General features: G+C 66.8%; 27 protein-coding genes and 1 tRNA gene. 18 read left to right on the top strand and 10 right to left on the bottom strand.

Annotation, left to right across the window (positions count from 1 at the left end):
• Window positions 1–23: 23 nt before the first annotated feature.
• Window positions 24–446, bottom strand: coding sequence for a SufE family protein (locus BP26_RS0116780; protein ID WP_029921726.1), 423 nt, complete (start codon window positions 444–446; stop codon window positions 24–26).
• 159 nt (window positions 447–605) lie between these two features.
• On the opposite strand from BP26_RS0116780, the gene msrP reads away from it, so the two are divergent.
• The 8 genes from msrP to BP26_RS0116740 all read left to right on the top strand — a co-directional run bounded on the left by msrP (window position 606) and on the right by BP26_RS0116740 (window position 6,971).
• Window positions 606–1,595 carry a protein-methionine-sulfoxide reductase catalytic subunit MsrP gene (gene msrP, locus BP26_RS0116775; RefSeq protein WP_436233353.1) on the top strand — a complete coding sequence of 330 codons (990 nt, stop codon included), beginning with the start codon at window positions 606–608 and terminating at the stop codon, window positions 1,593–1,595.
• Between the two features lie 7 nt (window positions 1,596–1,602).
• Window positions 1,603–2,217, top strand: a complete 615-nt coding sequence (msrQ, locus tag BP26_RS0116770; protein WP_051749078.1) for a protein-methionine-sulfoxide reductase heme-binding subunit MsrQ — start codon at window positions 1,603–1,605, stop codon at window positions 2,215–2,217.
• A 92-nt stretch (window positions 2,218–2,309) separates the two neighbouring features.
• The gene (gene rph, locus BP26_RS0116765) at window positions 2,310–3,032 is read left to right on the top strand and encodes a ribonuclease PH (RefSeq protein ID WP_029921723.1); all 723 of its coding nucleotides are present in this window, start codon (window positions 2,310–2,312) and stop codon (window positions 3,030–3,032) included.
• An 18-nt stretch (window positions 3,033–3,050) separates the two neighbouring features.
• Window positions 3,051–3,650: an RdgB/HAM1 family non-canonical purine NTP pyrophosphatase gene (gene rdgB, locus BP26_RS0116760; protein ID WP_029921722.1), complete on the top strand. Its 600-nt coding sequence runs from the start codon at window positions 3,051–3,053 to the stop codon at window positions 3,648–3,650.
• Window positions 3,640–4,857, top strand: coding sequence for a radical SAM family heme chaperone HemW (gene hemW / locus BP26_RS0116755; protein ID WP_084183168.1), 1,218 nt, complete (start codon window positions 3,640–3,642; stop codon window positions 4,855–4,857). Before rdgB ends, hemW begins: the two co-directional genes overlap by 11 nt.
• A gap of 25 nt (window positions 4,858–4,882) precedes the next feature.
• On the top strand, window positions 4,883–5,071 hold the full coding sequence (locus BP26_RS0116750; protein WP_029921720.1) for a CPXCG motif-containing cysteine-rich protein: 189 nt from the start codon (window positions 4,883–4,885) through the stop codon (window positions 5,069–5,071).
• Window positions 5,072–5,189: 118 nt separating this feature from the next.
• Window positions 5,190–5,405, top strand: a complete 216-nt coding sequence (rpmE, locus tag BP26_RS0116745; RefSeq protein ID WP_029921719.1) for a 50S ribosomal protein L31 — start codon at window positions 5,190–5,192, stop codon at window positions 5,403–5,405.
• Window positions 5,406–5,675: 270 nt separating this feature from the next.
• The gene (locus BP26_RS0116740) at window positions 5,676–6,971 is read left to right on the top strand and encodes a citrate synthase (protein WP_029921718.1); all 1,296 of its coding nucleotides are present in this window, start codon (window positions 5,676–5,678) and stop codon (window positions 6,969–6,971) included.
• A 729-nt stretch (window positions 6,972–7,700) separates the two neighbouring features.
• On the opposite strand, the gene BP26_RS0116735 is transcribed toward BP26_RS0116740, so the two are convergent.
• The gene (locus BP26_RS0116735) at window positions 7,701–7,976 is read right to left on the bottom strand and encodes an acylphosphatase (protein ID WP_029921717.1); all 276 of its coding nucleotides are present in this window, start codon (window positions 7,974–7,976) and stop codon (window positions 7,701–7,703) included.
• 21 nt (window positions 7,977–7,997) lie between these two features.
• On the opposite strand from BP26_RS0116735, the gene BP26_RS0116730 reads away from it, so the two are divergent.
• Both BP26_RS0116730 and BP26_RS0116725 read left to right on the top strand, forming a co-directional pair.
• Window positions 7,998–8,699, top strand: coding sequence for a hypothetical protein (locus BP26_RS0116730; protein ID WP_157572574.1), 702 nt, complete (start codon window positions 7,998–8,000; stop codon window positions 8,697–8,699).
• Between the two features lie 83 nt (window positions 8,700–8,782).
• Entirely contained in the window at window positions 8,783–10,159 is a 1,377-nt protein-coding gene (locus tag BP26_RS0116725; RefSeq protein ID WP_051749077.1) for an MATE family efflux transporter, read from the top strand.
• Window positions 10,160–10,233: 74 nt separating this feature from the next.
• Here the strand turns inward: BP26_RS0116725 and BP26_RS27745 are convergent, their stop codons facing one another.
• Window positions 10,234–10,878 carry a glycine zipper 2TM domain-containing protein gene (locus BP26_RS27745; protein WP_157572573.1) on the bottom strand — a complete coding sequence of 215 codons (645 nt, stop codon included), beginning with the start codon at window positions 10,876–10,878 and terminating at the stop codon, window positions 10,234–10,236.
• Window positions 10,879–11,005: 127 nt separating this feature from the next.
• Entirely contained in the window at window positions 11,006–12,595 is a 1,590-nt protein-coding gene (locus tag BP26_RS0116715; RefSeq protein WP_029921713.1) for a peptide chain release factor 3, read from the bottom strand.
• Window positions 12,596–12,829: 234 nt separating this feature from the next.
• Between BP26_RS0116715 and BP26_RS0116710 the strand changes: the two genes are divergently transcribed.
• Together BP26_RS0116710 and BP26_RS0116705 are read left to right on the top strand one after the other, a co-directional pair.
• Window positions 12,830–12,906 (top strand) — tRNA-Ile (locus tag BP26_RS0116710).
• Window positions 12,907–13,013: 107 nt separating this feature from the next.
• Window positions 13,014–14,096 carry a metallophosphoesterase gene (locus BP26_RS0116705; protein ID WP_029921712.1) on the top strand — a complete coding sequence of 361 codons (1,083 nt, stop codon included), beginning with the start codon at window positions 13,014–13,016 and terminating at the stop codon, window positions 14,094–14,096.
• Between the two features lie 9 nt (window positions 14,097–14,105).
• Here BP26_RS0116705 and BP26_RS0116700 read toward each other — a convergent pair whose 3' ends face one another.
• Both BP26_RS0116700 and BP26_RS0116695 read right to left on the bottom strand, forming a co-directional pair.
• On the bottom strand, window positions 14,106–14,651 hold the full coding sequence (locus BP26_RS0116700) for a DUF1415 domain-containing protein (protein WP_029921711.1): 546 nt from the start codon (window positions 14,649–14,651) through the stop codon (window positions 14,106–14,108).
• An 85-nt stretch (window positions 14,652–14,736) separates the two neighbouring features.
• A complete protein-coding gene (locus BP26_RS0116695) occupies window positions 14,737–15,693 on the bottom strand; it encodes a DUF1684 domain-containing protein (RefSeq protein ID WP_029921710.1) in 957 nt (318 codons plus the stop codon).
• 157 nt (window positions 15,694–15,850) lie between these two features.
• Here BP26_RS0116695 and BP26_RS0116690 point away from each other — a divergent pair, with 157 nt between their 5' ends.
• Window positions 15,851–17,176 (top strand): PQQ-dependent sugar dehydrogenase, encoded by a 1,326-nt coding sequence (locus tag BP26_RS0116690; RefSeq protein WP_029921709.1) that lies wholly within the window; start codon window positions 15,851–15,853, stop codon window positions 17,174–17,176.
• 13 nt (window positions 17,177–17,189) lie between these two features.
• On the opposite strand, the gene BP26_RS0116685 is transcribed toward BP26_RS0116690, so the two are convergent.
• Entirely contained in the window at window positions 17,190–18,113 is a 924-nt protein-coding gene (locus BP26_RS0116685) for a bestrophin family protein (protein WP_029921708.1), read from the bottom strand.
• 175 nt (window positions 18,114–18,288) lie between these two features.
• Here BP26_RS0116685 and BP26_RS0116680 point away from each other — a divergent pair, with 175 nt between their 5' ends.
• Window positions 18,289–18,741, top strand: a complete 453-nt coding sequence (locus BP26_RS0116680; RefSeq protein ID WP_029921707.1) for a YybH family protein — start codon at window positions 18,289–18,291, stop codon at window positions 18,739–18,741.
• 9 nt (window positions 18,742–18,750) lie between these two features.
• On the opposite strand, the gene BP26_RS0116675 is transcribed toward BP26_RS0116680, so the two are convergent.
• The 3 genes from BP26_RS0116675 to BP26_RS0116665 all read right to left on the bottom strand — a co-directional run bounded on the left by BP26_RS0116675 (window position 18,751) and on the right by BP26_RS0116665 (window position 21,948).
• Window positions 18,751–19,599, bottom strand: coding sequence for an isocitrate lyase/PEP mutase family protein (locus BP26_RS0116675; protein WP_029921706.1), 849 nt, complete (start codon window positions 19,597–19,599; stop codon window positions 18,751–18,753).
• A 188-nt stretch (window positions 19,600–19,787) separates the two neighbouring features.
• Window positions 19,788–20,831 (bottom strand): SDR family oxidoreductase, encoded by a 1,044-nt coding sequence (locus tag BP26_RS0116670; protein ID WP_029921705.1) that lies wholly within the window; start codon window positions 20,829–20,831, stop codon window positions 19,788–19,790.
• 298 nt (window positions 20,832–21,129) lie between these two features.
• Window positions 21,130–21,948 carry an SDR family NAD(P)-dependent oxidoreductase gene (locus BP26_RS0116665; RefSeq protein ID WP_029921704.1) on the bottom strand — a complete coding sequence of 273 codons (819 nt, stop codon included), beginning with the start codon at window positions 21,946–21,948 and terminating at the stop codon, window positions 21,130–21,132.
• Window positions 21,949–22,072: 124 nt separating this feature from the next.
• Between BP26_RS0116665 and BP26_RS0116660 the strand changes: the two genes are divergently transcribed.
• From BP26_RS0116660 to BP26_RS26805, 4 genes are all read left to right on the top strand, one after another.
• Window positions 22,073–22,849 (top strand): class II aldolase/adducin family protein, encoded by a 777-nt coding sequence (locus BP26_RS0116660; RefSeq protein ID WP_029921703.1) that lies wholly within the window; start codon window positions 22,073–22,075, stop codon window positions 22,847–22,849.
• 8 nt (window positions 22,850–22,857) lie between these two features.
• Window positions 22,858–23,877, top strand: a complete 1,020-nt coding sequence (locus BP26_RS0116655) for a 2-dehydropantoate 2-reductase (protein ID WP_029921753.1) — start codon at window positions 22,858–22,860, stop codon at window positions 23,875–23,877.
• A gap of 32 nt (window positions 23,878–23,909) precedes the next feature.
• Entirely contained in the window at window positions 23,910–24,983 is a 1,074-nt protein-coding gene (locus BP26_RS0116650) for an SMP-30/gluconolactonase/LRE family protein (protein WP_211254950.1), read from the top strand.
• Between the two features lie 16 nt (window positions 24,984–24,999).
• A partial coding sequence (locus BP26_RS26805; protein ID WP_169740728.1) for a hypothetical protein occupies window positions 25,000–25,364 on the top strand: 365 nt, incomplete at its 3' end.

Genomic DNA, 25,364 nt, shown 5'->3' with positions numbered 1-25,364 from the left:
GATTCCGGCCTGAATCCCCGATTCTAGGCTGTCTCGTTGACAGCTTGTGTGGCCAGCAGCTTGATCCGCTCCACCATGGAGTAGAAACCGTTGCGCCGGTTCATGCTCAGATTGCTGTCCAGGCCCAGGCGGGCGAAGGCGCTGTTGATGTCGGTATCGAGGATTTCTCGCGGGGTGCGGTCGGAGCAGAGCATGAACAGCACGGCGATCAGGCCCTTGACGATATGCGCGTCGGAATCACCGGCAAAGTGCAGTTTCAGCGGCGGCCCCGGCTCGGTGCGGGCGGTCATCCACACCTGGCTCATGCAGCCGCGCACTTTGTTGGCCTCGTTGTGCTCGGCCTCGGGCAGCGGCGGCAGCTTGCGGCCGAGCTCGATGAGGTAGCGGTAGCGCTCCTCCCAGTCGCCCAGCATCTCGAAAGTTTCCGCCAGTTCTTCGACCTGCATGTCCTTGCGTCCGTAAGTTATGTTCGAGCGTATGCGGGCTATGTTAGCCGTGAACCGCCGGGGTCCGCTGCGGTCAGACGCTCGGCCAGCACCTGTTTTGCCCGCGAAACCGGCGCCATATCCGGCCCGGCACATTGAGAATGGAGTTGCACCATGTTGATCCGAGTCCGCCCGCAGCATCCGATTCAGCCGTCCGAAATCACCCCGGAAGGGGTGTACCGCGACCGTCGCCGTTTCCTGGCGCAGCTGGGAATGACCGCCATCGGCCTGGCTACGGCCGGCTGCGGCAAGGCCGGCGACGCGGCCAAGGCGGCGCTGCCCGCCGCCGCGAGCCCTGCCGATCAAGCTGCGGCCGCCGGCGCCGACTTCAAGCTCGACCGGAAGACCGACATGGCCGGCAAGGAGGCGCCCACGCCCTACCAGGACGTGACCCACTACAACAATTACTACGAATTCGGCACCGGCAAGGACGAACCGGCCCAGTATGCGAATACCCTGAAGACGCGGCCCTGGTCGGTGGCGGTGGGCGGGGAATGCGACGCGCCGGGCCAGGTCGGTATCGACGATCTGCTCAAGCTGTTTCCGCTGGAAGAGCGCGTCTACCGCCACCGCTGCGTCGAAGGCTGGAGCATCGTGGTGCCCTGGGACGGCTTCGCCCTGGGCCCGTTCCTGGCCCGCTTCAAGCCCAATTCCCGGGCCAAATACGTCAGTTTCAGCACGCTCTACGACGCCAAGCAGATGCCCCAGGCCGGTCGCGTCCTGCCCTGGCCCTACCGCGAGGGCCTGCGCATCGACGAGGCCATGCACCCCCTGGCCTTCCTCTCCATGGGCCTGTACGGCAGGAACCTGCCCAACCAGAACGGCGCGCCGCTGCGCCTGACCCTGCCCTGGAAATACGGCTTCAAGAGCATCAAGTCCATCGTCGGCATCGAGTTCACCGAGCAGGCGCCGCAAACCACCTGGAACCTGTCGGCGCCGGATGAGTACGGCTTCTACGCCAACGTCAATCCGAATGTCGACCACCCGCGCTGGAGCCAGAAGACCGAGCGCCGCCTGGGTGAGTTGTTCAAGCGGCCGACGCTGCTGTTCAACGGCTATCCGGAAGTGGCTTCGCTGTATTCCGGGCTGGACCTGCGCGCTTTCTACTGAGCCGGCCATGTCCATGACCCCATTGCGCTGGCTGAAGCTCGCCACCTGGCTGTTGTGCCTGGCTCCGGCCGCGCAATTGGGCTGGCTCACCTATATCGGTCATCTCGGCCCCAACCCGGTGGAAACGCTGGAACACGGCACCGGCAGCCGCGCCCTGCAGATCCTGCTGCTGACCCTGGCGATGACGCCGCTGCGCCAGCTCACAGGCCGGCCGGAGCCGATCCAGTTGCGCCGCACCCTGGGCCTGTTCGCTTATTTCTACATGTGCGCGCACTTCGCCATGTACCTGGTGTTCGACCTGGAGCTGTCCTTGCCCAAGCTGGGCGAGGACCTGGTCAAGCGCACCTGGATCACCCTGGGTTTTTCCTGCTGGTTGTTCCTGCTGCCGCTGGCCATCACCTCCACCGACGGCTGGCAACGCCGCCTCAAGCGCCGCTGGAAGAGCCTGCACCGCCTGATCTACCCGGCGGCGCTGCTGGCCTGCTTCCATTTCGTCTGGTTGGTGAAGAAGGACGAGACGGAACCCATGATTTACCTGGGGATTCTGCTGGTACTGCTGGGGTGGCGCATGCCATGGAGAAATTGGGCGAAGGGTATACTGGGCGCTCAAACCTCCACCTGAGCTTCAAGACGCGGCTTCACCCCGGGCACCCGAGTCATCCAGCGCAGACTGGATTTGCCGCCCCGGTGCCGCGTCCCACCTGCGTAATCCCCATGTCGACCCGTCCCTCCGGCCGCAATGCCGATCAGCTTCGTCCCATTACCATCCAGCGGCAGTTCACCAAGCACGCGGAAGGCTCGGTCCTGGTCAGCTTCGGCGATACCCGCGTGCTGTGCACCGCCAGCGTGGAAGAGCGCGCCCCGGCCTGGCGCAAGGAGCACGGCGGCGGCTGGCTCACCGCCGAGTACGGCATGCTGCCGCGCGCCACCCATACGCGCAGCAAGCGCGAAGCCGCGCAGGGCAAGCAGAACGGCCGCAGCCAGGAGATCCAGCGCCTGATCGGCCGCTCGCTGCGTTCGGTGCTGGACCTGAGCGCCCTCGGCAACTTCACCATCACCATCGACTGTGACGTATTGCAGGCCGACGGCGGCACCCGCACCGCCAGCATCACCGGCGGCTACGTCGCCCTGGTCGAGGCGGTCAACGCCATGCGCAAGCGCGGCCAGATCAAGACCAATCCCCTGCATGGCCAAGTGGCGGCGATCTCGGTGGGCATCTACCGCGGCCAGCCGGTGCTGGATCTGGACTACGTCGAGGACTCCGACTGCGAGACCGACATGAACGTGGTGATGAACGAAGCCGGCCAGTTCGTGGAAGTTCAGGGTACCGCCGAAGGCCACGCCTTCCGCCGCGAGGAGCTGGACGCCATGCTCGACCTCGCCGCCAAGGGCATCGCCGACCTGGTCAAGGCGCAGAACGAGGCGCTGGCCGGTTAGGCCCTGGGCGCTATCCCCATGGCCACGGAAGTCGTCCTCGCCAGCCGCAACGACGGCAAGTTCGCCGAGATGCAGGCGCTGTTCGCGCCGCTCGGCTGGAAGCTGCGTTCGGTGGCGGAGTTCTGCGACGACGCGGCGGAGGAGACCGCTTCGACCTTCGTCGAGAACGCCCTGATCAAGGCCCGCCATGCGGCCCTGGTTTCCGGACTGCCGGCCATCGCCGACGATTCCGGGCTGGAAGTGGCCGAACTGGAGGGCGCTCCCGGCGTACGCTCGGCGCGCTATGCCGGCGAGGGCGCCAGCGATGCCGACAACAACCAGAAACTGCTGGCCGCGCTGAAGAACATTCCCGACGAGCGCCGCGGCGCCCGCTTCGTCTGCCTGATGGTCTACCTGCGCCACGCCGAGGACGCCACCCCGCTGATCGCCCAGGGCAGCTGGCGCGGCACCATCCTGCACAACCCGCGCGGCACCCACGGCTTCGGCTATGACCCGTTGTTCCTGGTGCCGGACCTCAAGCGCAGCGCCGCCGAACTGGACGCCGAGGTGAAGAACCGCGTCAGCCATCGCGGCAAGGCGGCGCGGCACCTGTATTCGATGATTCATGATGCGGGGTGAAGCTGTGAGGCGGGAGGCGGGAGGCGATAAGCGTGATGAAGCCAAAGCGTCTCTTGGCGACATTCCGCTGTCGCTCTATCTGCATTTCCCCTGGTGCGTGCGCAAATGTCCGTACTGCGACTTCAACTCGCATGCCGTACGCGGCGATATTGAAGAAGACCGTTACGTCGACGCACTGATCCGCGATCTCGATTACGAACTCGCTGTTGCGCCTCTCGCCTCCCGCCTCTCGCCTCCCGTAGGAAGCATCTTCGCCGGCGGCGGTACCCCCAGCCTGTTCTCTGGCCGCGCCATCGGCCGCGTGCTCGAGGCGATGGCGGCGCGCCTGCCGTTCGCGCCGGATATCGAGATCACCCTGGAAGCCAATCCCGGCACCGCCGACGCCGGCAATTTCCGCGAATACCGCGCCGCCGGGGTCAACCGCCTGTCGATCGGCGTGCAGAGCCTGGACGACGTCCAGCTCAAGCGCCTGGGCCGTATTCACGGCCGCGAGGAGGCCATCGCCGCCTACCGCACCGCGCGTGACGCCGGCTTCGACAACATCAACCTGGACCTGATGTTCGCCCTGCCGCAACAGACGCCGGACGAAGCCCTGGCCGATCTGCGCGCCGCTTGCGCGCTGGCGCCGGAGCACCTGTCCTATTACCAGCTGACGCTGGAGCCGAATACCGAGTTCGCCGCCCATCCGCCGGTGCTGCCGGACGACGAGGCCGCCTGGACCATGCAGCTGGCCGGCCAAGCCCTGCTGGCCGAACAGGGCTACGCGCAATACGAGGTTTCGGCCTATGCCAGTGCCGGCCGCCAGTGCCGCCACAATCGCAACTACTGGGAGTTCGGCGACTACCTCGGCATTGGCGCCGGCGCCCACGGCAAACTCAGCGGCGCCGGCGGCATCGTCCGCCGCGCCCGGCACAAGCACCCGCGCAGCTACCTGGAGGGCGCCGGCGGGGCCGCGGCGATCCAGGAGGAAAGGACCGTGGCGGCGAGTGAACTTCCGTTCGAATTCGCCATGAACACCCTGCGCCTCAACCAGGGCTTCAGCCTAGCCGAATTCGAGCGCCGCACCGGGCTGCGGGCCACAGTGCTCGATGCGGCACTGAACCAGGCGCGGAAAAAGGGTCTAATCGAGGAGGAGGGCGGCCACATTCGCGCCAGCGTCTTCGGCCGCGCCCACCTCAATGCCCTGCTGCGCGAATTCCTGGAATAGCTCGAATAACCGGTAACAAGTCCCCATGATCGAAGAGACCACCGTCACCTGCCCGGCCTGCTGGGAAAGCATCGAGCTGACCGTGGACCTCAGCGCCGGCTCGCAGACTTATACCGAGGACTGCTCCGTGTGCTGCCGGCCCATGACCGTGCATCTGACGGTGGCCGACAACGGCGAGGAATACACCGTCGAGGTCGAGCCGGAAAGCGATTGACGGAGATCGAAATTTCCTTGCTTCCGGGGGGCTGTTCGGGTAGACTTCGCGACCCTTCTTCTGTGCCTATCGGTTTCCGCCCTTGGATTCCGGGGCCCGGACTTGACGAGAACCCATCATGAAAGCAGATATCCATCCGAATTACGTTGAAGTGAATGTCTCCTGCAGCTGCGGGAACAAGTTCCTGACCCGCTCGACGATCGGCCACGATCTGCAGATCGAAGTCTGCTCGAAGTGCCACCCGTTCTACACCGGCAAGCAGAAGGTGATGGACGCCGGCGGCCGCGTCGACAAGTTCAAGAAGCGCTACACCAAGACCGCTGCCACTGCCTGATCTGTACGCTTCTTCGCCAAAAAGCCGCCTTCGGGCGGCTTTTTTGTTTCAAATCCCCGGATCATGCGACTTTTCAGGAGCCTCCGGAGCGGCCATGACGATTTCCGGAAGGGAGGTTTACGCCGCTGCCATCTGGCGGCGTATGGGTGAAACTCGTTATGCTTGCGCGACTTAAACGCCCTACACCCTGCGCCCGACGTGTTGCTGCGGGCGATATTTGCGGCAGTGCGGCAACCCGATTCCCTGCAGAATTTGACGGAGAGTGCGGTCATGACGAACAGCTACAGCCTGCTCAACAACGAAACCGGTGAAAAAGTCGAATTGCCGCTGGTCAAGGGCACATTGGGCCCGGCCGGCGCCGATGTTGGCAAGGTCTACGACAAGATGGACCTGTTCACCTATGACCCGGGGTTCACCTCGACCTGCTCCACCAAGAGCGCCATCACCTACATCGACGGCGACAAGGGCGTGCTGCTGTACCGCGGTTACCCGATCGAGCAGCTGGCCGCCCACTCCAGCTTCATCGAGGTGGCCTACCTGATCCTCAACGGCGAGCTGCCCAACAAGGGCCAGCTGGAGGAATTCGAAGCCTCCATCCGCCGCCACACCATGATCAACGAGTCGCTGCGGCGCTTCTTCGACGGGTTCCGCTACGACGCGCACCCGATGGCCATGCTGACCGGCATCGTCGGCTCGCTGTCCGCGTTCTACCACGACACCACCAACAACAAGGACGAGCGGCAGCGCGAGATCTTCGCGCACCGCATGATCGCCAAGATCCCGACCATCGCCGCGGCCGCCTACAAGAAGTACTTCGGCCAGCCCTTCATGTACCCGCAGAACCACCTCGACTACTGTTCGAACCTGCTCTACATGATGTTCGCCGTGCCGGCCGAGCCGTACCACGTCGATCCGATCGCGGCCAAGGCCCTGGACATCCTGTTCATCCTGCATGCCGACCACGAGCAGAACGCCTCGACCTCGACCGTGCGCCTGGCCGGCTCCACCGGCTGCAATCCGTACGCCGCCGTGGCCAGCGGCATCGCCGCCCTGTGGGGCCCCGCCCATGGCGGCGCCAACGAGGCCGTGCTGAAGATGCTGGGCGAGATCGGCACCGTCAAGAACGTTCCGGCCTTCCTGACCAAGGTCAAGGACAAGAACAGCGGCGTGCGCCTGATGGGCTTCGGCCACCGCGTCTACAAGAACTTCGACCCGCGCGCGACCATCATCCGCGAGCAGTGCCACAAGGTGCTCAAGCACCTGGGCAAGGAAAACGATCCGCAGCTGGAGTTGGCGCTGGAGCTGGAGCGCATCGCGCTCACCGACGATTACTTCAAGGATCGCAAGCTCTACCCGAACGTCGACTTCTACTCCGGCATCATCTACAAGGCGCTCGGCATTCCGGTCAACATGTTCACGCCGATGTTCGCCATCGCGCGTACCGTCGGCTGGGTGGCGCACTGGTCGGAGATGGTGTCCGAGCCGGGCGGCCTCAAGATCGGCCGTCCGCGGCAGGTCTATGTGGGCTCGCCGGTGCGGGATTACAAGGATCTGACGTCGCGCTGAGCTTAGTTACTGACGGCCTCTCCCCATGTGTGGGGAGAGGCCGTTTCTCATCTGAGCAGCACCACCCTCCGTTCGCCCCGAGTGCCCGCGCAGCGGGTGTGCTTCTCCGAATGTCCCGAGTGAATCGCGAAGCGATTTGTATCGAGGGAGGGGCCGGCGCTGAACCATCCTCCATCGTCATTCCGGCGAAAGCCGGAATCCAGGCTTCGGTGAACTTGGGTGCCGGATGAACTCAACTTGGATACCCAACCGAGGTCCTATCGCTCGCTCTGAAATCTCGGTGTACGCGCTAGCGCGCGAGGCGTTTAAGTCGCAGATTGAAATTGCGGTTCCGCCTTGAAGGCGGGTTACTTTCTTGTCTCCAGCGACAAGAAAGTAACCAAAGAAGCGCCGCCCCGGAGCCTGCGCCCACATTTCGCTTTCGAGTTCATCTTTGCCGTCCCTGGCGAGACTTCATTGCTGTTCCCCCCCCCCGGCCCGGCCATCCATGGCCGGGCGTTCGGGCCTGTTGGAGTGACATTGAGTCACTCCAACAGGCCCTCACCCTGCGCTTCTCGCCCGCGGCGGGGTTTTCAGACAGGCCATCCCTGGCCTGTCTGAAAACGCTTCGGCATCCTGCCTCGCCTCGCGCCAAACAGGCGCGAGCCCATGTCGCCGCGGACTCCGATGCTCGGCGCAGGCAACGGGGGAACGTCAAAAGCCAAATCAAAAGCCGACAGACATCCTGTCCTAGCGCTTGACCAGAAACCCATCTTCCGCCGGTTCGCTGGTTTCGCTCCATTCGAACTGCTCCACCTGTGCGGCGGGCGAACCCTTCGACAGGAAATCGCGAAAAGCCTGCAGGTCGGTCTCATTGTCGCCGCCGACCAGGCCTTCCACGGCGCCGTCGTCGCGGTTGCGGATCCAGCCGCGCAGGCCGAGGAACAGGGCTTTGCCCTGGGCGGAGGCGCGGAAACCGACGCCCTGGACGCGTCCGGTGACGACGAAGCGGTATGATGGGGTCATGATTTGCCGTGGGTCCCGGTCATGAAGTTGCCCATCCTAAGTCGTTTGCGCGCCGCCGGCAGCAAGGGCGATGTCGCCGGCACGGCCGGCGGCGAGCGTTACACGCTGTCCGCGGAAATCCCCGGGCTGCGTCCGGGCAAGCCGCTGTGGCGGATCAACGTGGAAATGCACAGCGAACCGCAAGGCGATGGCGAGCGCCTGCATCTACGCGCGCACTGGCAGGCCAATTTCGCCAGCGCGCTGGCGCCGGCCTTGGGCGCGGATGGCGAGGCGCCGCCGGTGGCTGAGTCCGGGCCCGGCCATTCGCGCGAGATGCTGCCGGTGCAACGCGTCGGCCAGTGGCTCAAGCGCCGTCTCGACAATCCCCTGCTGCGCGCGGTGGCCGAGCCGTTGCTGCGGCATGACTTCAATTCCTGGATCGAGCTGCGCGCTTCCACCGCCGATCTCGCCGACGGCGCCGGCGCGCTGCTGCCGGAAACCGCCCGCCTGCGGGCGCTGGGCATCGAGCCCAAGCTGAGCGATGCGAAGAACGATGCGCCGCTGACGCAGTCCTGGGCCGGCAGCGCCATGGGCGCGCGGCCCGGGTTCGCCCAGGTGTCGTTACTGCAGATCGACAAGCGTCATCTGCCGCCGGCGCTCGCCGCCCTGTTGGGCGCGCGGCCGTTCCAGATGGCGGCGGCGGTGATCAATGTGGCGGAAGAGGAAGACAAGACAAAGCGGTAACAGAAAGACGTCATGCCGGCGCAAACCGGAATGACGATTCAACACTGCGCTGTGGCACTACGCACAAACCATAAGCGACGCCGATGACCGCCGACGCCGCAATCTCCCTCAAGCCCACCTCCGCCCGGCGCACGCGCGAGGTATGGGCGCTGGCCTTGCCGATCATCGGCGCCATGTCCTCGCAGAACGTGCTCAACCTGGTGGACACCGCCATGGTCAGCCATCTCGGGCCGGCGGCGCTGGCGGGCGTAGGCCTGGGCAGCTTCATCAACTTCATGTCCTTCTCCGCCATCACCGGCCTGTCCTCCGCGGTGCAGGCGATGGCGGCGCGGCGCTACGGCGAAGGGCGGTTGGGCGAGACGGCAGTGCCGCTGAACGGCGGCATCTTCCTGTCCCTGCTCATTGGCATGCCGCTGTCCATCGTGCTGTTCCTCGCGGCGCCGTGGATCTTCGCCAGGCTCAATCACGATCCCGAGGTGGTGCGGCAGGGCAGCATCTACCTGCAATGCCGCCTGGTCGGCGTGGCCGCGGTGGGCATCAACTTCTCCTTCCGCGGCTACTGGAGCGCGGTGAAGAAGACGCGCTTCTACTTGATCACGCTGTTCTGCATGTGCACGCTGAACATCCTGCTCGACTGGCTGCTGATCTTCGGCAAGCTCGGCCTGCCGGCACTGGGCGTGCGCGGCGCGGGCCTGGCCAGCGTGATCAGCGTCATCTGCGGCAGCCTGGCCTACTGCGCCATGGCCTGGAGCCAGGCGCGGCCGGCCGGCTTCTTCGCCCGGCTGCCGACGCGGGCGCAACTCGGTGATTTGCTGCGCCTGGGCCTGCCCACCTGCGCGCAGCAATTGCTGTTCTCGGGCGGCTTCGTGGTGCTGTTCTGGATCATCGGCCAGATCGGCACCGACGAGCTGGCGGTGAGCAATGTACTGGTCAACATCACCCTCACCGCGGTGCTGCCCGGCATGGGCTTCGGCCTCGCCGCCGCCACCTTCTGCGGCCAGGCCCTGGGACGGCACGACCCTGGCGACGCCTACCGCTGGGCCTGGGATGTGTACAAGGCCAGCTGGTGGGTGTTCGCGCTGATGGCGCTGCCGATGCTGCTGCTCACCGGGCCGGTGCTGCGGGTGTTCTTCGGCAGCGAGCACGATGCGAGCGCCACTGCCCACCTGGTGGAGATCGGCGCGCTGCCGCTGCGCCTGATCGGCGCCGGCGTGCTGCTCGACGGCCTCGGCTTCATCCTGATGCAGGCCCTGCTCGGCGTCGGCGCCAGCCGCGCGGTGATGCTGCTGTCGGTGGGCCTGCAATGGGGCCTGTTCCTGCCGCTGGCCTACCTGCTCGGCCCGTTGCTGGGTCTTGGCCTGGGGCCGATCTGGGCGCTGATGACGGCCTACCGCCTGACGCAGGATCTGATTCTGATCTCACTATGGCGTGGCCGGACCTGGGCGCGGATCAAATTCTGAGCCGGCGCGGCGATTGGGCCCCGCCCACAAAAAAGCCCGGGCAGTGCCCGGGCTTTTGCTTTCAGCCTGCCGGCTTAGTACGGCTGCAGGTTGTTGCCGTCGACGTGGACGCGCGTGCCGGGGGCCAGGCCCTCGGCGCTGTTGATGGTGACCACGCGCTGGCCGCCGGTCTCCATGTTCACCGCCACCTGGTACACGGTGCTGGAGGTCGCGGCCTTCTGCACTTCGCGGCCCGCCAGGGCGCCGCCGAGCACGCCGACCACGGTCATGGCGGTGTTGCCCTTGCCCTTGCCGAACTGGTTGCCCGCGAGGCCACCCGCAGCGGCGCCGCCGAGGGTGCCGACCCAGCCGGCTTCACCGGCCTTCTTGATCGGGGTGATGGAGGAGACCACACCGCAGTCCTGGCAGGCGGGCGGCGGCGGGGGGGCCGCCTGGGCCTGCTGCTGCGCCTGCTGCTGCTGCGCGGCGAGCGCGGCCTGCTGGCGCGCCAGCTTGCGCTGCTCGGCCTTGATCTTGGCCAGTTCCTGGTCGTTGGCGGACGGCGCGGCGGGGGCCGGAGCCGGAGCGGCCGCAACCGGGGCCGGGGCCGGAGCGGGCGCGGCGGCAGGCGCGGCAGCCGGAGGCGGGGCGGCCTGTTCGGCGGGCGGGGGCGGCGTCTGCGAGGGGCCGCAGGCGGCCAGGGTGACGAAGCTGAGCATTACCAAGGTTTTCTTGAACACGGTGACTCTCCCTTTGAGAAGTGGCAGGTGGCGGCAATCTAGCACCCGCAAACTGAACGGATGCTGTCTGCCGCCTGCATTGAGGCTGGCGTCAAAGTAGGCGTTTCCTTCGCCTGGCCAGACCCCTCTATTCGTGCTCGCCTTGCTCCCGCGTGTCAAGGAAGCGCACGTCCGGGGCGCGCTCCATCGCCATCTGCAGGTTGACCGAGCTGGAAGCCAGGTAGACCAGGTGGCCGGAATGGTCCAGCGCCAGGCGGGCGTCGTTCTTGTCTTTGAAATCCTTCAGCTTTTTCGGATCGTCGCAGGTCACCCAGCGGGCCGAATGGATGTTGCCGCCCTCGAATACCGCCTCCACACCGTACTCGTCGCGCAGACGGTATTGCACCACGTCGAACTGCAGCACGCCGACCGCGCCGAGGATGATGTCGTTGTTGACCAGCGGCCGGTACACCTGGGTGGCGCCTTCCTCGCACAGCTGGTCCAGGCCCTTGTTGAGCTGCTTGGCGCGCAGCGGATCCTTCAGGATCACGCGGCGGAACAGCTCCGGCGCGAAATTCGGGATGCCGGTGAAGCGCAGGGTCTCGCCCTCGGTGAAGGAATCGCCGATGGCGATGGTGCCGTGGTTGTGCAGGCCGACGATGTCGCCGGGGAAGGCTTCTTCCACGGCTTCGCGGTCCGCCGCCATGAAGGTCAGCGCATTGGCCACGCGCACCGGCGCGCCGAGGCGCACGCTGTATAGCTGCATGCCCTTGCGGTAGCTGCCGGAGCAGACGCGCAGGAAGGCCACGCGGTCGCGGTGCTTGGGATCCATGTTCGCCTGGATCTTGAAGACGAAGCCGCTGAACTTGGGCTCCTCCGGCAGCACCCGGCGCGGCGTGGCCTCGCGCGGCAGCGGCGAGGGCGCCCATTCGACGAAGGCGTTGAGCAGCTCGCGCACGCCGAAGTTGTTGATCGCCGCGCCAAAGAACACAGGAGTCAGCTTGGCGGCGCGGTACAGGTCCATGTCGAAGCCGGTGCCGGCCATCTGCAGCAGGTCGATCTCGTCCAGCAGCGTCTGGTAGGACTGGCCGAAACGCTCGGCCATGCCCGGTGCGCGCAGGCCGTCCACCACTTCGATCTCGCTGATGCGATGCTTGTCGCCGGAATACAGGTAGAAGCGGTCTTCCATCAGGTGGTAGACGCCCTTGAAGTCGCGGCCCATGCCCACCGGCCAGGTGATCGGCGCGCACTGGATGCCCAGCACCTTCTCCACCTCGTCCAGCAGCTCCATCGGGCTGTGGCCGTCGCGGTCCAGCTTGTTGATGAAGGTGATGATCGGCGTGTCGCGCAGGCGGCAGATCTCCATCAGCTTGATGGTGCGCGGCTCCACGCCCTTGGCGGCGTCGATCACCATCAGCGCCGAGTCCACCGCCGTCAGGGTGCGGTAGGTGTCTTCGGAGAAGTCCTCGTGGCCCGGCGTATCGAGCAGGTTGATGATCTTGCCGCGATACGGGAACTGCATCACCGAGGTGGTGATGGAGATGCCGCGCTGCTGTTCCAGCGCCATCCAGTCGGAGGTGGCGTGGCGGCTGGCCTTGCGGCCCTTCACCGTGCCGGCGAGCTGGATCGCGCCGCCGAACAGCAGCAGCTTTTCGGTCAGCGTGGTCTTGCCCGCGTCCGGATGCGAGATGATGGCGAAAGTGCGGCGCAGGGCCGCTTGTTCTGCAGGCGTGCTCATGGGGTTCAGGCGGCGCGAGGGGCGCGCAAATACAGCGTAGGGACGCGATTGTACCTTTCGCGGCCGGGCGGCGCGAAACTTGCCCCGGTAGCCGGCTCGGCGGATTCGCATCGTCAGCCGCGAATCCGCGATACACGGAGCGCGGGTGGTCGAAGCGATATCCAGCCTGCCCCGCCGGTTTTTGCGGGCGCAGGGAAGCGCTGGCTTCTCTTATACTTCCGCCTCCAGACGCGCGGGCCTTTAGCTCAATTGGTTAGAGCAGGGGACTCATAATCCCTTGGTTGTCGGTTCAAGTCCGACAGGGCCCACCAATTTCCGCGGATGACGCCGGAAGACGGCAGGCGGCTCCGCTTCCCGGCCAACCGCCGGCGTTCTCACCGAAAGGCCATTGTGCGGTTCCGGCCACCGAGAGGAAAACATGGCCTTGATTCGCCCGCTGCCCGAAGGGCCGCTGGACATCATCGGAGACGTGCACGGCGAGCTGGCGGCGCTGCATGAGCTGCTGGCGCGGCTGGGCTATGACTCCGAAGGGTGGCACCCCGAAGGCCGGCGCCTGGTGTTCGTGGGGGACCTCTGCGACCGCGGGCCGGACAGCCCCGGCGTGTTCGCCCTGGTACGCCGCATCGTCGACAGCGGCCGCGGCGACTGCATCCTCGGCAATCATGAGCTGAACCTGCTGCGGCTTTCGCCGAAGCTGGGCAACGGCTGGTTCTTCGCCGAGGAAGACGACCACGACCTGAAGCTGGGCCAGTTCAGCGGTTGCCGGCGGCTGCCGCAGGAGGATCGCGCGGCGCTGCTGCAATTCATCGGCGGCCTGCCGCTGGCATTGGAGCGTGAGGATCTGCGCATCGTCCATGCCTGCTGGAATGCGGAGACGATCACGGTCTTGCGCGGCGAAGGCGCGGACGAGCCGTTGCGCATCTATCGCGACAGCGAGGACCACTACGCCGACCGCATGGCGGGCGCCGATTTCCTCGCGCTGGCGGAAGCGGAAGAGCTGGCTTTTTCCGCGATGGCCACCGACCGCAACCGGCAGCCGCCGCCCGCTCCGAACTACGCGCGCTGCGACGAGCTGTACCAGAACGGCAACCCGGTGCGCGTCGCCACCTCCGGCATGGAGCGCGTTGCGGCGCAGCCGTTCTTCTCCACCGGCAAATGGCGCCTGCTCGAGCGGGTGCGCTGGTGGGAGGAATACACCGACGGCGTGGCGGTGGTGTTCGGCCACTACTGGCGCGTGCCGGACGGCATGGAACGGCCGCGGCACAAGGACATCATGAATCCCTTCGAGCGCTATGCGGAAGGCGACTGGTTCGGTCCGCAGGCGCGCGCGTTCTGTGTCGACTACTGCATTGGCGCGCGCTTCCTGGAGCGGGAGCGCGGCGTCACCACCGGCTTCCTCACCCGGCTGGGTGCACTGCGCTGGCCGGAAGCCGTGTTGCTGATGGACAACGGCCGCATGGTGCAGACCACGCCGGGATCGCGCGGAGCAACGGCACTGTAGACGCGTGCCTTATTCCGACGGCAGGTAGCCGAACAGTTGCCGGCGCTGCTCCGGCGTCAGCTCCCGCATCTTGCGGATGTTGGTCTCCGGTATGCCGTCCGGATCGGGATGGCTGTCCAGCGCCGCTTCCACGCTGTCTTCACGCAGCAGGTGCAGCAGCGGATACGGCGCGCGGTTGGTGAGGTTCTCGGCGTCGCCCGGCATGGTGCCGGCGAACTGGTACTGCGGGTGGAAGCTCGCCACCTGGTAGTCGCCGCTCCATTCGAACTCCTCCAGCAACTGGTCCACCTGGTCGAGGAAGTCGTTGTAGTCGGCAAAATCCGCCAGCAGGTTGGAAATCGCGATCAGCGTGGTTTCCAGTTCGGCCGGCGGCGTCTCGTCCAGCTTGCGCAACTCCATCTGCAACTCGGTCAGCAGCTCCAGCTCGTCGGCCGCCGTGCTGACATGGACGCGCAGGCGCCCCTCGCGCACCGGCTTGCCGGCGAACGGGCACAGGTTCAGGCCGATCACCACGCTGTCCAGCCATTGGCGTACCGCGCTTTCGATAGGGTCCATGGAGGGCTGCCTCAAGTAAGGGCGGGCACTTTAAGGCTTACGGCACGGCGGCGAAAGCGATGGCATTCGTCGATCCGCGCCGCGCTCATCGCTCCGCCACACCCTCTACCCCTTCGTGATACTTCTTCTCGCCCACCGGCAGCGCCACCTTGAGCCAGTTCTGCCGCGGCGGCAGCGGGCAGGTGGCGTATGGGGTGTAGGCGCAGGGCGGGTTCTGCAGGCGGTTGAAGTCCAGCCACACCTCGCCGGGCTGGTCGAGGCCGTGGTCGGGGAATTCGCTGTAGAGGAAGCGGCCGGCGCCGTAGCTGGTCTTGGGGCTGGTGCTGTCGCGCAGGATGTAGAACAGCACCGTGTCGCCCGGCTCCTCGATGATCGGCTCCAGCTTGTAGCTCTGGCCGCCGATGGTGAATTCGGCTACGCCGGGTACCGGCGACTTGTCCTCGGTGCCGATGATGCTGGGAATGGAGATGATCTTCTGCGGCACGTACGGGGTCCACTTCGCCTTGACGCGGAAGGCGGGATCCGGCGCGTACCAGTTGAGGTGCTGGAAGCCGGTGCGCGTCGGTGCCTGCGAGTCTTTTATCCGCAGGATGTAGCGGTCGCCGCGGTGGATGACGAAGAACACCAGGGTGCCGGCGGTGAGCCGGGTCGGCTGCGGCTCGTCGTCGGCGTGCAGGGTCTGCGCCTGCGCCGGCTTGCCGTCCACCTGGAGTTCGGCGGGGAAGCCGCCTGGCGGCGGCAACAGCTTGACCGTGCTGCCGTCACGCTCGAGCACGCCGAGGTGAGCCGGCACCTGGCCCTTGAGGTGGATGGGGTTGTCGTCGGCGCCGCCGAAGGGGTTGCGGCCCTGTGCGATCGGCTCCAGGCCGGTGAGGGACATCCAGCCTTCCGGCGCGGAGAGCTTCTGCGCGCGCGCATCGCGCCAGGCCTGCAGGTCCTTGCTCCAGTCGCCGGCGGTTGGTGTGGTCGCCGCCGCGGCCAGGGTGCAACCTGCGCCGGCCAGCGCCAGCAAGGCGGCGCGCAGCATCACTTGGGAGTTCATGGGGGTATATCCCGATATATTCGATGCGCCGATTTTGCGCGCGAAAGCGGCATAACGAAACGAATTTGTGGCGATGAGCTAATGTTCAGTTGATGCGGTACCGGGCAGACTGCTGACGCTTCGCGGCCCATGCTCCCGATGTGACGAGGAAAATGCCATGCGTTCCAGTTTCTTCAAGCTATTGCTGGCCGGCCTGTTCGCTTCCAGCTTCGCCGCCTGTGCCGACCAGGCGACGCAGACGGTCGAGGCGGGGAGCGGCCCGCACCCGGTATTGCCGCCGCCGCAGCACAGCCTGCTGCCGACCGTGAAGATCGCGCCGGCCAGGGGCTGGCCCGCGGGCGCCAAGCCGGTCGCCGCGCCCGGCCTGGCGGTGGCCGCCTACGCCAGCGGACTGGACCATCCGCGCTGGCTCTACGTGCTGCCCAACGGCGACGTGCTGGTGGCGGAGACCAATTCGCCGGCGAAGCCGGACGACGATGCCGGCATCAAGGGCTGGATCGGCAAGCTGGTGATGAAGCGCGCCGGGGCCGGCGTGCCCAGCGCCAACCGCATCACCCTGCTGCGCGATACGGACGGTGACGGCGTGGCGGAAACCCGGACGGTGTTCCTGCAAGGCCTGAATTCGCCCTTCGGCATGAGCCTGGTCGGCGACACGCTCTACGTCGCGGATACCGATGCGGTGCTGCGCTTCCCCTACCACGCCGGCGACACGCAGATCACCGCGGCGGGGGTGAAGGTCACCGACCTGCCGGCGGGCACCATCAACCACCACTGGACCAAGAACATCCTGGCCAGCGCGGACGGCTCGAAGCTCTACGTCACCGTGGGCTCGAACAGCAACGTCGCCGAGAACGGCATGGACAACGAGCACAACCGCGCCGCCATCCTCGAAGTCGATCCGGCCAGCGGCCATTCCCGCGTCTTCGCCTCCGGCTTGCGCAATCCCAACGGCCTGGCCTGGCAGCCGCAGAGCGGCGCGTTGTGGACGGCGGTGAACGAGCGCGACGAGATCGGCAGCGACCTCGTACCGGACTACATGACCTCGGTGCGCGACGGCGGTTTCTACGGCTGGCCCTACAGCTATTACGGCCAGCACGTCGACGAGCGCGTCCAGCCGCAGAACCCGGACCTCGTGGCCAAGGCCCTGGTGCCGGACTACGCATTGGGACCGCACACCGCCTCGCTGGGCCTGTGCTTCTACCAGGGCGCGCTGCTGCCGCAGCACTATGCCGGCGGCGCCTTCGTCGGCCAGCACGGCTCCTGGAACCGCAATCCGCGCAGCGGCTACAAGGTGATCTTCGTGCCCTTCGCCGACGGCAAGCCGGCCGGCGTGCCGGAGGATGTGCTGACCGGCTTCCTCGATGCGGATGGCGATGCGCTGGGCCGCCCGGTGGGCGTGACGGTGGACCGCGCCGGCGCCTTGCTGGTGGCGGACGATGTGGGCAACACGGTATGGCGCGTCACCCTAGGCACCAGCCACTGAGTGCGCGACTGCGTTACAGCAGGACGTAGTCCCTGGGGATTTCCGGCAGCGGCGGCAGCGGGTCGCCGAGCATCTCCAGCAGCGTGGACTTGATCATCAGGCTCAGGGTATTGAGCGGCAGGTCGTTGGGGTCGACGCCGAACGGCTCCTCGATTTCATCTGCGATGGCGTCGAGTGCGATGAACGTGTACGAGATGAATACCGCGAACAGCGGCGTCAGCCAGCCGATGGCCGAAGCCAGGCCGAACGGCAGCAGCATGCAGTACACGTATACCGTGCGGTGCAGCAGCACGGCGTAAGGCATCGGAATCGGCGTGTTCTGGATGCGCTCGCAGCCGCCGACTACTTCGGCGAGCTGATCGAGATTGCGTTCCATCGCGTGCGCCATCATCTCGCTGACGCGATCCTCGCGCCGTGACTGGCCGAGCTGTTGGCCCAGCAGCAGCAGGATCGCCATCGGGCGGAAGCGCGCGGCAAGCACGCCCGGCAGCACCCCGGCGGGCAGCAAGTCCTTCAGCTCCGCGGCGGGATCGCTGCGGCGCAGCTGGTGTTTCAGCGCATAGGAGAACGCCGCCAGCCCCAGCACGAAGCGCCGCGCCTCCGCCCCGTCCGGCGCCCATTGCGTCTGGGTCAGCGCCTGGCGGCCGAGGGCACGCACGACGTTGAGCAGTTGTCCCCACAAGCGGCGCGCTTCCCAGTAGCGGTCGTAACTGACGGTGTTGCGGAACCCCAGGAAGATGGCGAGCGCGATGCCGACCAGGGTGAAAGGCTGAATGTTGAGGTCCAGCGCCAGGCGTGACAGCAACAGCTGGTGGGCCGGCACGGCCACCACGCCCAGGATCAGGATCACTGTCAGCCGCGGCAGGATTTTCGGCAGGATCGAACCGCGCCAGGCGAAGATCATGCGAAACCAGTTCAGCTTCGAGCGTACGATCATTGCGGAGCCGTCTCCTGAGTGCGGCGCCGGGCCGCGGCGGCAAGGGTAGCGCATCCGGTACGCGGCGGGCATGGGTTACAAACCTGTAGCCTTCCTGGGGCATCCAAGCGCATCGGCCGGCACACCGCAGGGGACGGCGTGCGGCCGGGCGCACATGACAAAAGGGGAATCAGGGATGCGTATCAAAATTGTCTCGCTGCTTGCCGCGGTGGCCTTGCTTGCCGGCTGTGCCGGTGTCGCCCCGCAGCCGGTTCAGGAGAGGGCGGAACTGCAAAAGCAGGTGATGGAAACCGAGCGGGCCTTCGCCAAATCCATGGCCGACCGCGACCATGTCGCCTTCGCCGCGCACCTGTCGGAAGAGGCCGTGTTCTTCTCCGATCCGAGCGTGCTGCGCGGCAAGCAGGCGGTGGCGGACGCCTGGAAGCCCTACTTCGCCAAGGCGGCCGCGCCGTTCTCGTGGAACCCGGAACACGTCGAGGTGCTGGACTCCGGCACGCTGGCGTTGAGCAGCGGCCCGGTCTACAACCCGCAAGGCAAGCTGATCGCCACCTTCAATTCCATCTGGCGGCTGGAAGCGCCGGGCGTGTGGCGCATCGTCTTCGACAAGGGTAGCGACGTCTGCAAGTAGCCCGGCTTTTCAGCGCGGCGTCTTGCGCCGCGCCTGGTCCTCGCCGAAGAACTTGTCCAGCGCCGCGCCCGAGGCCGCTTCGCCGAGTGCATCGAAGCTGCCCTGCTGCGCGATCTCCTGCGCCGCGCGCATGAAGCCGCCCCAGGCCGAGCGCGCCAGCGCGCCGCCGACGCTGATGCGGCGCACGCCCAGATCCGCCAGCTCGGCCACGCTCAGTCGCATCGCCGGTACGGTCAGCACGTTGAGCGGCTTGGGTGCCACCGCCCGCACCAGCAGCTTCACCTCCTCGCGGGTCTTGGCGCCGGGCGCGTAGAGCACGTCGGCACCGGCGTCCGCATAGGCCTGCAGACGCAGGATCGCTTCCTTCAGCGGAGAGGCATGCCCGGTGAGGAAACATTCGGCGCGGCCCACCAGCAGGGCTTCGCCGCCGCGTTCGTCGATCGCCGCGCGGGCGGCGGCAATGCGTTCCACCGCCTCGGCCACTTCGTACAACGGCCGTTGCGGATCGCGCCGCGAATCCTCGATGGACAGCGCCGCCACGCCGGTTTCCAGGCACAGCACCACGTTGCGCGCCACGCCCACTGCGTCGCTGGCGAAGCCGCTTTCGAAGTCGGCGTTGACCGGCACGTCGCTGGCCTCGACCATGCCCTGGATATGCGCCAGCGCCATGCCCAGCGTGATGTTGTTGTCGGGCATGCCCACGCTCCAGGCGGCGCCGGAGCTGGTGGTGGCCAGGGCCTTGAAGCCCAGGCTTTGCAGGTAGCGCGCGCTGCCCACGTCCCAGGGATTGGGGATGACGAAGCAGCCCTCCTGGTGCAGCCGCCGCATGGCGGCGCGATGTTCCTTGATGCTTGGCATGGCGGACTCCAGGGTGCGGCGGGCGGGGGCCTGCCGCTTCGTTGCCGGACGAGATGATTTTCCTCCCTCGGCAACCCGTTGTCTGCTGCTTTCCAAGGCGGCAGTCCATGACCGCCGTATCGGCCCTGATGCAGCCTGGCCGGCGACAGGATCGCCTCCGGTTACGGCGCAACGCGGTTCCGGAATCCCTATGCGGTTTTTTCCGGATTGCTCTTCAGCAGCCCGAGCCGCAGCAGGCTTTCCGCCGTCGCGACGATCGCCTCCTCGTTCGGCCGCGGCGCCCAGCCCAGTACCCGCCGGGCCTTGTCGTTGCTGCCGTTCTTCACCTTGCCGAGTTCCGGCAGCACCTGCCGTAGCGCGGGGCTGAACAACGCCGTGGTGCGTACCAGCCAATCCGGAAGCTGCCGCGCGGGTACCTTGCGGCCCGCCTCGCCCATGCGGCGCTTCAGCACCTCCGCGATTTCGAACATCGACATGAAATCGCCGGCGGCGGCGAGGAAGCGTTCACCCACGGCGGCGGGATGCGTCATGGCGCGCAGGTGCAGGTCGGCCACGTCGCGCACATCGACCACACCGAAGTACAACCGAGGGCAGCCGGGCATGGCGCCCAGCAACATCTGTTTGAGCAACTGTATCGAGGACGAGAAGTCCGGTCCCAGCACCGGGCCGAACACGGCTACCGGATTGACCGCGACGAGCTCCAGGCCGCGGCCTTCCCGGGCGATGAAGTCCCAGGCCGCGCGTTCGGCCAGGGTTTTCGACTTCACGTAGGCGGGCACCCTCACCTCGAGATTGGTCCAGTCCGCCTCGGTGAATGGCGTGGTCCGCTTGCTGTGGCCATAGCCCATCGCCGCGAAAGAGGAAGTCAGCACCACGCGCCTGACTCCCGCGTCCCGCGCCGCCCGCAGCACGCGCAGCGCGCCTTCGCGCGCGGGCACGATCAGCTCGTCCTCGTGCTTCGGCGCGCCGGAGGGGAAGGGCGAGGCCAGGTGCAGCACGTAATCGCAGCCGGCGACGGCTTCCGCCCAGCCCGCGTCGCGTTCCAGGTCGGCGGCGAAGAAGGACAGGCGCTCACCCGGCTCGGCGCCGCCGGTCCTGAGCATGGCGCGCACCTCGCCTTCGCGCTTCAGGCTGCGCACCGTGGTGCGTACCGTGTGGCCCGCGGCCAGGAGTTGCAGGATGGTATGGCTGCCGATGAAGCCGGAGCCGCCGGTGACGAGTATGGTGCCCATCGTTGTTTCCTTGGAGCCCTAGTGTCCTGTAACACAATGAATCGCGCCTGCGAAGGCGGTCATTTTTGCGCATTGCACGAAGGATGGGCGCCGGGCCAAAAAAAACCCCCATCGGGGGACGGGGCCAAGCTCAGAATCCTGTTTCCCTATGCCGGATGCGGACGAGGCGCTTGCAAGGTGCGCGTCTGCGGCCCGCGATCGGCTGGAATCTGTAGGCCGCAGATTGTGCGTCGTGGCCAAGACCGTCTGTGCGGTAACGTACATAGCAGGGACCGGCCGGGCCGGCGCATGCCATGCTTCAGCCGCGCGCCTTGGCCCGCCGCGCCGCCAGGTTCTTCCGGCCGTGCTTCTCCAGGTCCGCCAGCACGATGCGCATGATCCAGCCGAAGGCGCCGAAAGCGCGCAGCAGCCAACCCTGGAAAGCCGGCACGGTGACTTCGCGCGGCCGCTTCGCCACCGCGCCGACGATGGCGCGCGCCATCACGTCCGGCGTGATCGCCGGCTCGCCGAAGGCGGCGGCGGCGCTGTCGTCCTGCGCTTCCTGCTCCAGCATCGGCGTCTCCACCGCGGGCGGGTAGACGATGGTGAAGTGCAGCGGCTGCTTGCGGTACTCCCAGGCAAGCGAATGGTGAAAGCCGCGCAGCGCGTGCTTGGTGCCGGCATAGCTGGCCAGGCTGGGGAAAGGCATGTAGGTGGTGAGGCTGCAGATGGTGATGAGGTGGCCGTGGCCTTGCGCGATGAAGCGCGGCAACGCCGCCAGCACCCCGGCGATATTGCCCAGGTAATTCACCTCCACCGTGTGTCGGTGCTGCTCGAGCGAAACATCCAGCACGTAGCCGGTGTGCACCACGCCGGCATTGTTGATCAGCACGTCGACCCGGCCGAAGTGCCGCCAGGCCTGGTCCAGCGCAGCCTGCCATTGCGCCGGGTCGCGTACGTCCAGCGCCAGGCCGAAGGCGGCCTCGCCGAGCTTCTGGGCCAGCGCCGCCGCGCCCGTACCGTCGATGTCCGCCAGTACCGCGCGGTAACCCCGCCGCACCGCCTCACGCGCCGTCTCCGCGCCGATGCCGCGCGCGGCGCCGGTGATGAACAGCACCTTTCCGTCAGCCGCCGTCATGTGCACTTTCCTTTCCTTCCGGGATAGGTCATTTTTACCCGCGGCGGCGTGACCCGCTTGACACTCAACGACAGCGCCCAACGCTTACCATGAGAGCAGGCCAAAATAACCAGGAGCAGGCGCCATGAGCGTGCAAGCCATCAAGACCCCGTCGGACGTGCGTCAGCAAGTGAGCCAGGACGAGTGGCAGACGCGCGTCGACCTCGCCGCCGCCTACCGCTTGGTGGCGCTCTACGGCTGGGACGACCTGGTCTTCACCCACATCACCGCCAAGGTGCCGGGGCCCGGGCACCACTTCCTGATCAACCCCTACGGCATGATGTTCGAGGAGATCACCGCCTCCTCGCTGGTCAAGATCGACGCCGCCGGCAAAAAGGTGATGGACTCGCCCTACCCGGTGAACCCCGCCGGCTTCACCATCCACAGCTGCGTCCATGGCGCGCGCGGCGACGCCAAGTGCGTGATGCACACCCACTCGGTCAACGGCGTGGCGGTGTCGGCGCAGAAGGAGGGCGTGCTGCCGATCTCGCAACAGGCCTTCTTCGTCCTGTCCTCCCTGGCCTACCACGACTACGAGGGCGTGGCCCTGCTGGAAGACGAGAAGCCGCGCCTGGTGCGCGACCTCGGCGACAAGGTGTTCTTCATGCTGCGCAACCACGGCCTGCTCACCGTCGGCCAGACCGTGGCCGAGGCCTTCGTCGCCATGTACATCTTCGAGGCCGCCTGCATGGTGCAGGTGCGTGCCCAGTCCGGCGGCGGCGAGCTGATCCATATCGACAAGAAGATCCTTGCCATGGCCCAGGCCCAGGTGGCCAAGGTCACCCTTGGCGGTGGCGGCGCGCTGGCCTGGCCGGCGCTGCTGCGCAAGCTAGATCGCGCCAACCCGGGTTACGACGCCTGAACGCGCCCATCAGCGCATCCCCCCGCATCTGCGTCTTCGGCGCCGGCAGCATCGGCTGCTACATCGGTGGCCGCCTGCAGGCCGCCGGCGTGGCGGTGCAGCTCATCGGCCGGTCGCGCCTCGCGGCCGAGCTCGACCGTCACGGCCTGCATCTCACCGACCTCCATGGCGCCGACCAGCGCGTCAGCCGCACCGCCCTGCATTTCGCCACGACGCCGGATGCGGCGGCGGATGCGGACCTCGTACTGGTCACGGTGAAGTCCGCCGATACCGCCGAAGCCGGTCGCGAACTCGCCGCCGTGCTCAAGGCGGATGCCGTGGTGGTGAGCTTCCAGAATGGCATCGGCAATGCCGAAGTGCTGCGCCAGGCCCTGCCGCGGCACACGGTGCTCGACGGCATGGTGCCGTTCAACGTCCTCAATCGCGGCTGCGGCTCCTTCCACCAGGGTTCGGAAGGTCATCTCGCGGCGACCGATCATCCGGCGCTGCGCGCCTGCCGGGGGCTGTTCGACCTCGCCGGCCTGCCGCTGGACCTGCATGCCGACATGGTGGCCGTGCAGTGGGCCAAGCTGCTGCTCAATCTCAACAACCCGGTCAACGCCCTTTCCGACAAACCCCTGCAGGAACAACTGTCGCAGCGCGCCTATCGTCTCTGCGTGGTGCTGGCACAGCGCGAGGCCCTGGGCCTGCTCGATGCGGCGAAGATCAGGCCGGCCAAGCTGACGCCGCTGCCGCCGCACTGGATTCCCCTGATGCTGGGCCTGCCGGACGCCGTGTTCCGCCGCGCCGCCAACAAGATGCTGGAGATCGATCCTCTGGCACGCTCCTCCATGTGGGAAGACCTGCAGGCCGGGCGCACCACCGAGGTCGACTGGATCAACGGCGAAGTGCTGCGCCTGGCCGAACGCCTCGGCCGCCAGGCGCCGGTCAACGCAAAGCTGCTGGCGCTGATCCGCGAGGCTGAAAAAGGCGGGCGCCGCGAGTGGAGCGGCGAGGCCTTGTTGGCGGAGTTGCGTGCGGTGGTCTAGCTGATGACGATTCCATAAAGGGGAGCTTGTCCGTGCGTCTCAAACACCTCGTTGTACTGCTGCTGCTGGCCTTGGTCGGCTACCTGCTGTTCTGGCCGGTGCCGGTCCAGCCGCTGGCCTGGACCCCGCCGTCCGCGCCCGCCTATGCCGGGCCTTATGCGCCCAACGATGCCCTGGCCAGGGTCGAACACCTGGGCGTGAATGCCGGCGAAGGCCCGGAAACGGTAACGCCCGACGCGCAGGGCCGCATGGTGGTCGGCTACAAGGACGGCCGCGTCGAGCGCTATGCCGCGGACGGTTTGAGCCACGAAACCCTCAACAACACCGGCGGCCGGCCCGAGGGCCACGCCTACGATGCGCAGGGCAACCTGGTCATCGCCGATGCCATCAAGGGCCTGCTGCGCCTGCATCCCGACGGCAAGATCGAGACCCTGACCAATAGCGCGGACGGTGTGCCCTTCGGCTTCACCGACGACGTCGCCGTGGCCCAGGACGGCAACATCTATTTCTCGGATGCGTCCAGCAAGTTCGGCACCGCCATGCTGGGCGTGGACGACGTCATCGAACACGGCGGCCATGGCCGCCTGCTCAAGTACGATCCCGCCAGCGGCAAGACCGCGGTGCTGTTGAGCGGCCTGCAATTCGCCAACGGCGTCGCCGTCGGCCCGGACGATGCCTACGTGCTGGTCAACGAGACCGGCAACTACGACGTGCTGCGCTACTGGTTGAAAGGCGACAAGGCCGGCAGCAGCGAAGTCTTCATCGCCAACCTGCCCGGCCTTCCCGACGGCATCAGCTTCAACGGCCGCGATACTTTCTGGCTGGCGATCTACGCGCCGCGCGACAAGCTGCTCGACGCCGTCGCCGGCCTGCCGTTCCTGCGCAAGATCACCATGCGCTTGCCGCAGGCGCTGATGCCCAAGCCGGAGCGGCATGCGTTCGTGCTGGGGCTGGATCTGAACGGCAAGGTCGTGCGCAATCTGCAGGACCCGCGGGGCGATAGCTTTGCGCCGATCACCGCGGCCAAGGAGGCCAATGGCATGCTGTATTTCGGCAGCGTGATTCGTTCGGAGTTCGCGCGGATGCCGGTGCCGAAGGCGGAGTAAGGCGATGGAGGATTATTTGTTCCGACCACGCGCCCGGACAATCGCCGCCGAACGCCTGCATGAATTCCTGGCGCTGTTCCCCGGGCTCAAGACCACGCCGCCGATACGCGCCGTGTCGACGACGCAGCCGAACGCGGAGGAGGCCTTGCGCGAGATCGTGCGCAGCCGCATGGAACTGCTCGGCCCGGTGACCGAAACGCAGCTTGCCGCGCCGCTGGCGCTGGAGAACGACGAAGTGCTCGCCGCGCTGTATGCGCTCGAAGCCGAGGGTGCCGTGATGCGTGGCGGCTTCACTGCGCCCACCGCGGCGGAGTGGTGCGACCGCCGCCTGCTGGCGCGCATCCATCGCTACACCCGCGAGCGCAAGCGCGCCGCCGTGCA

This window comes from Nevskia soli DSM 19509 (assembly GCF_000711955.1).
GTDB classification, from domain to species: Bacteria; Pseudomonadota; Gammaproteobacteria; order Nevskiales; family Nevskiaceae; genus Nevskia; species Nevskia soli.
The sequence above is the reverse complement of the archived record's forward strand: the minus strand, read 5'-3'. Positions and strand labels throughout refer to the sequence as shown.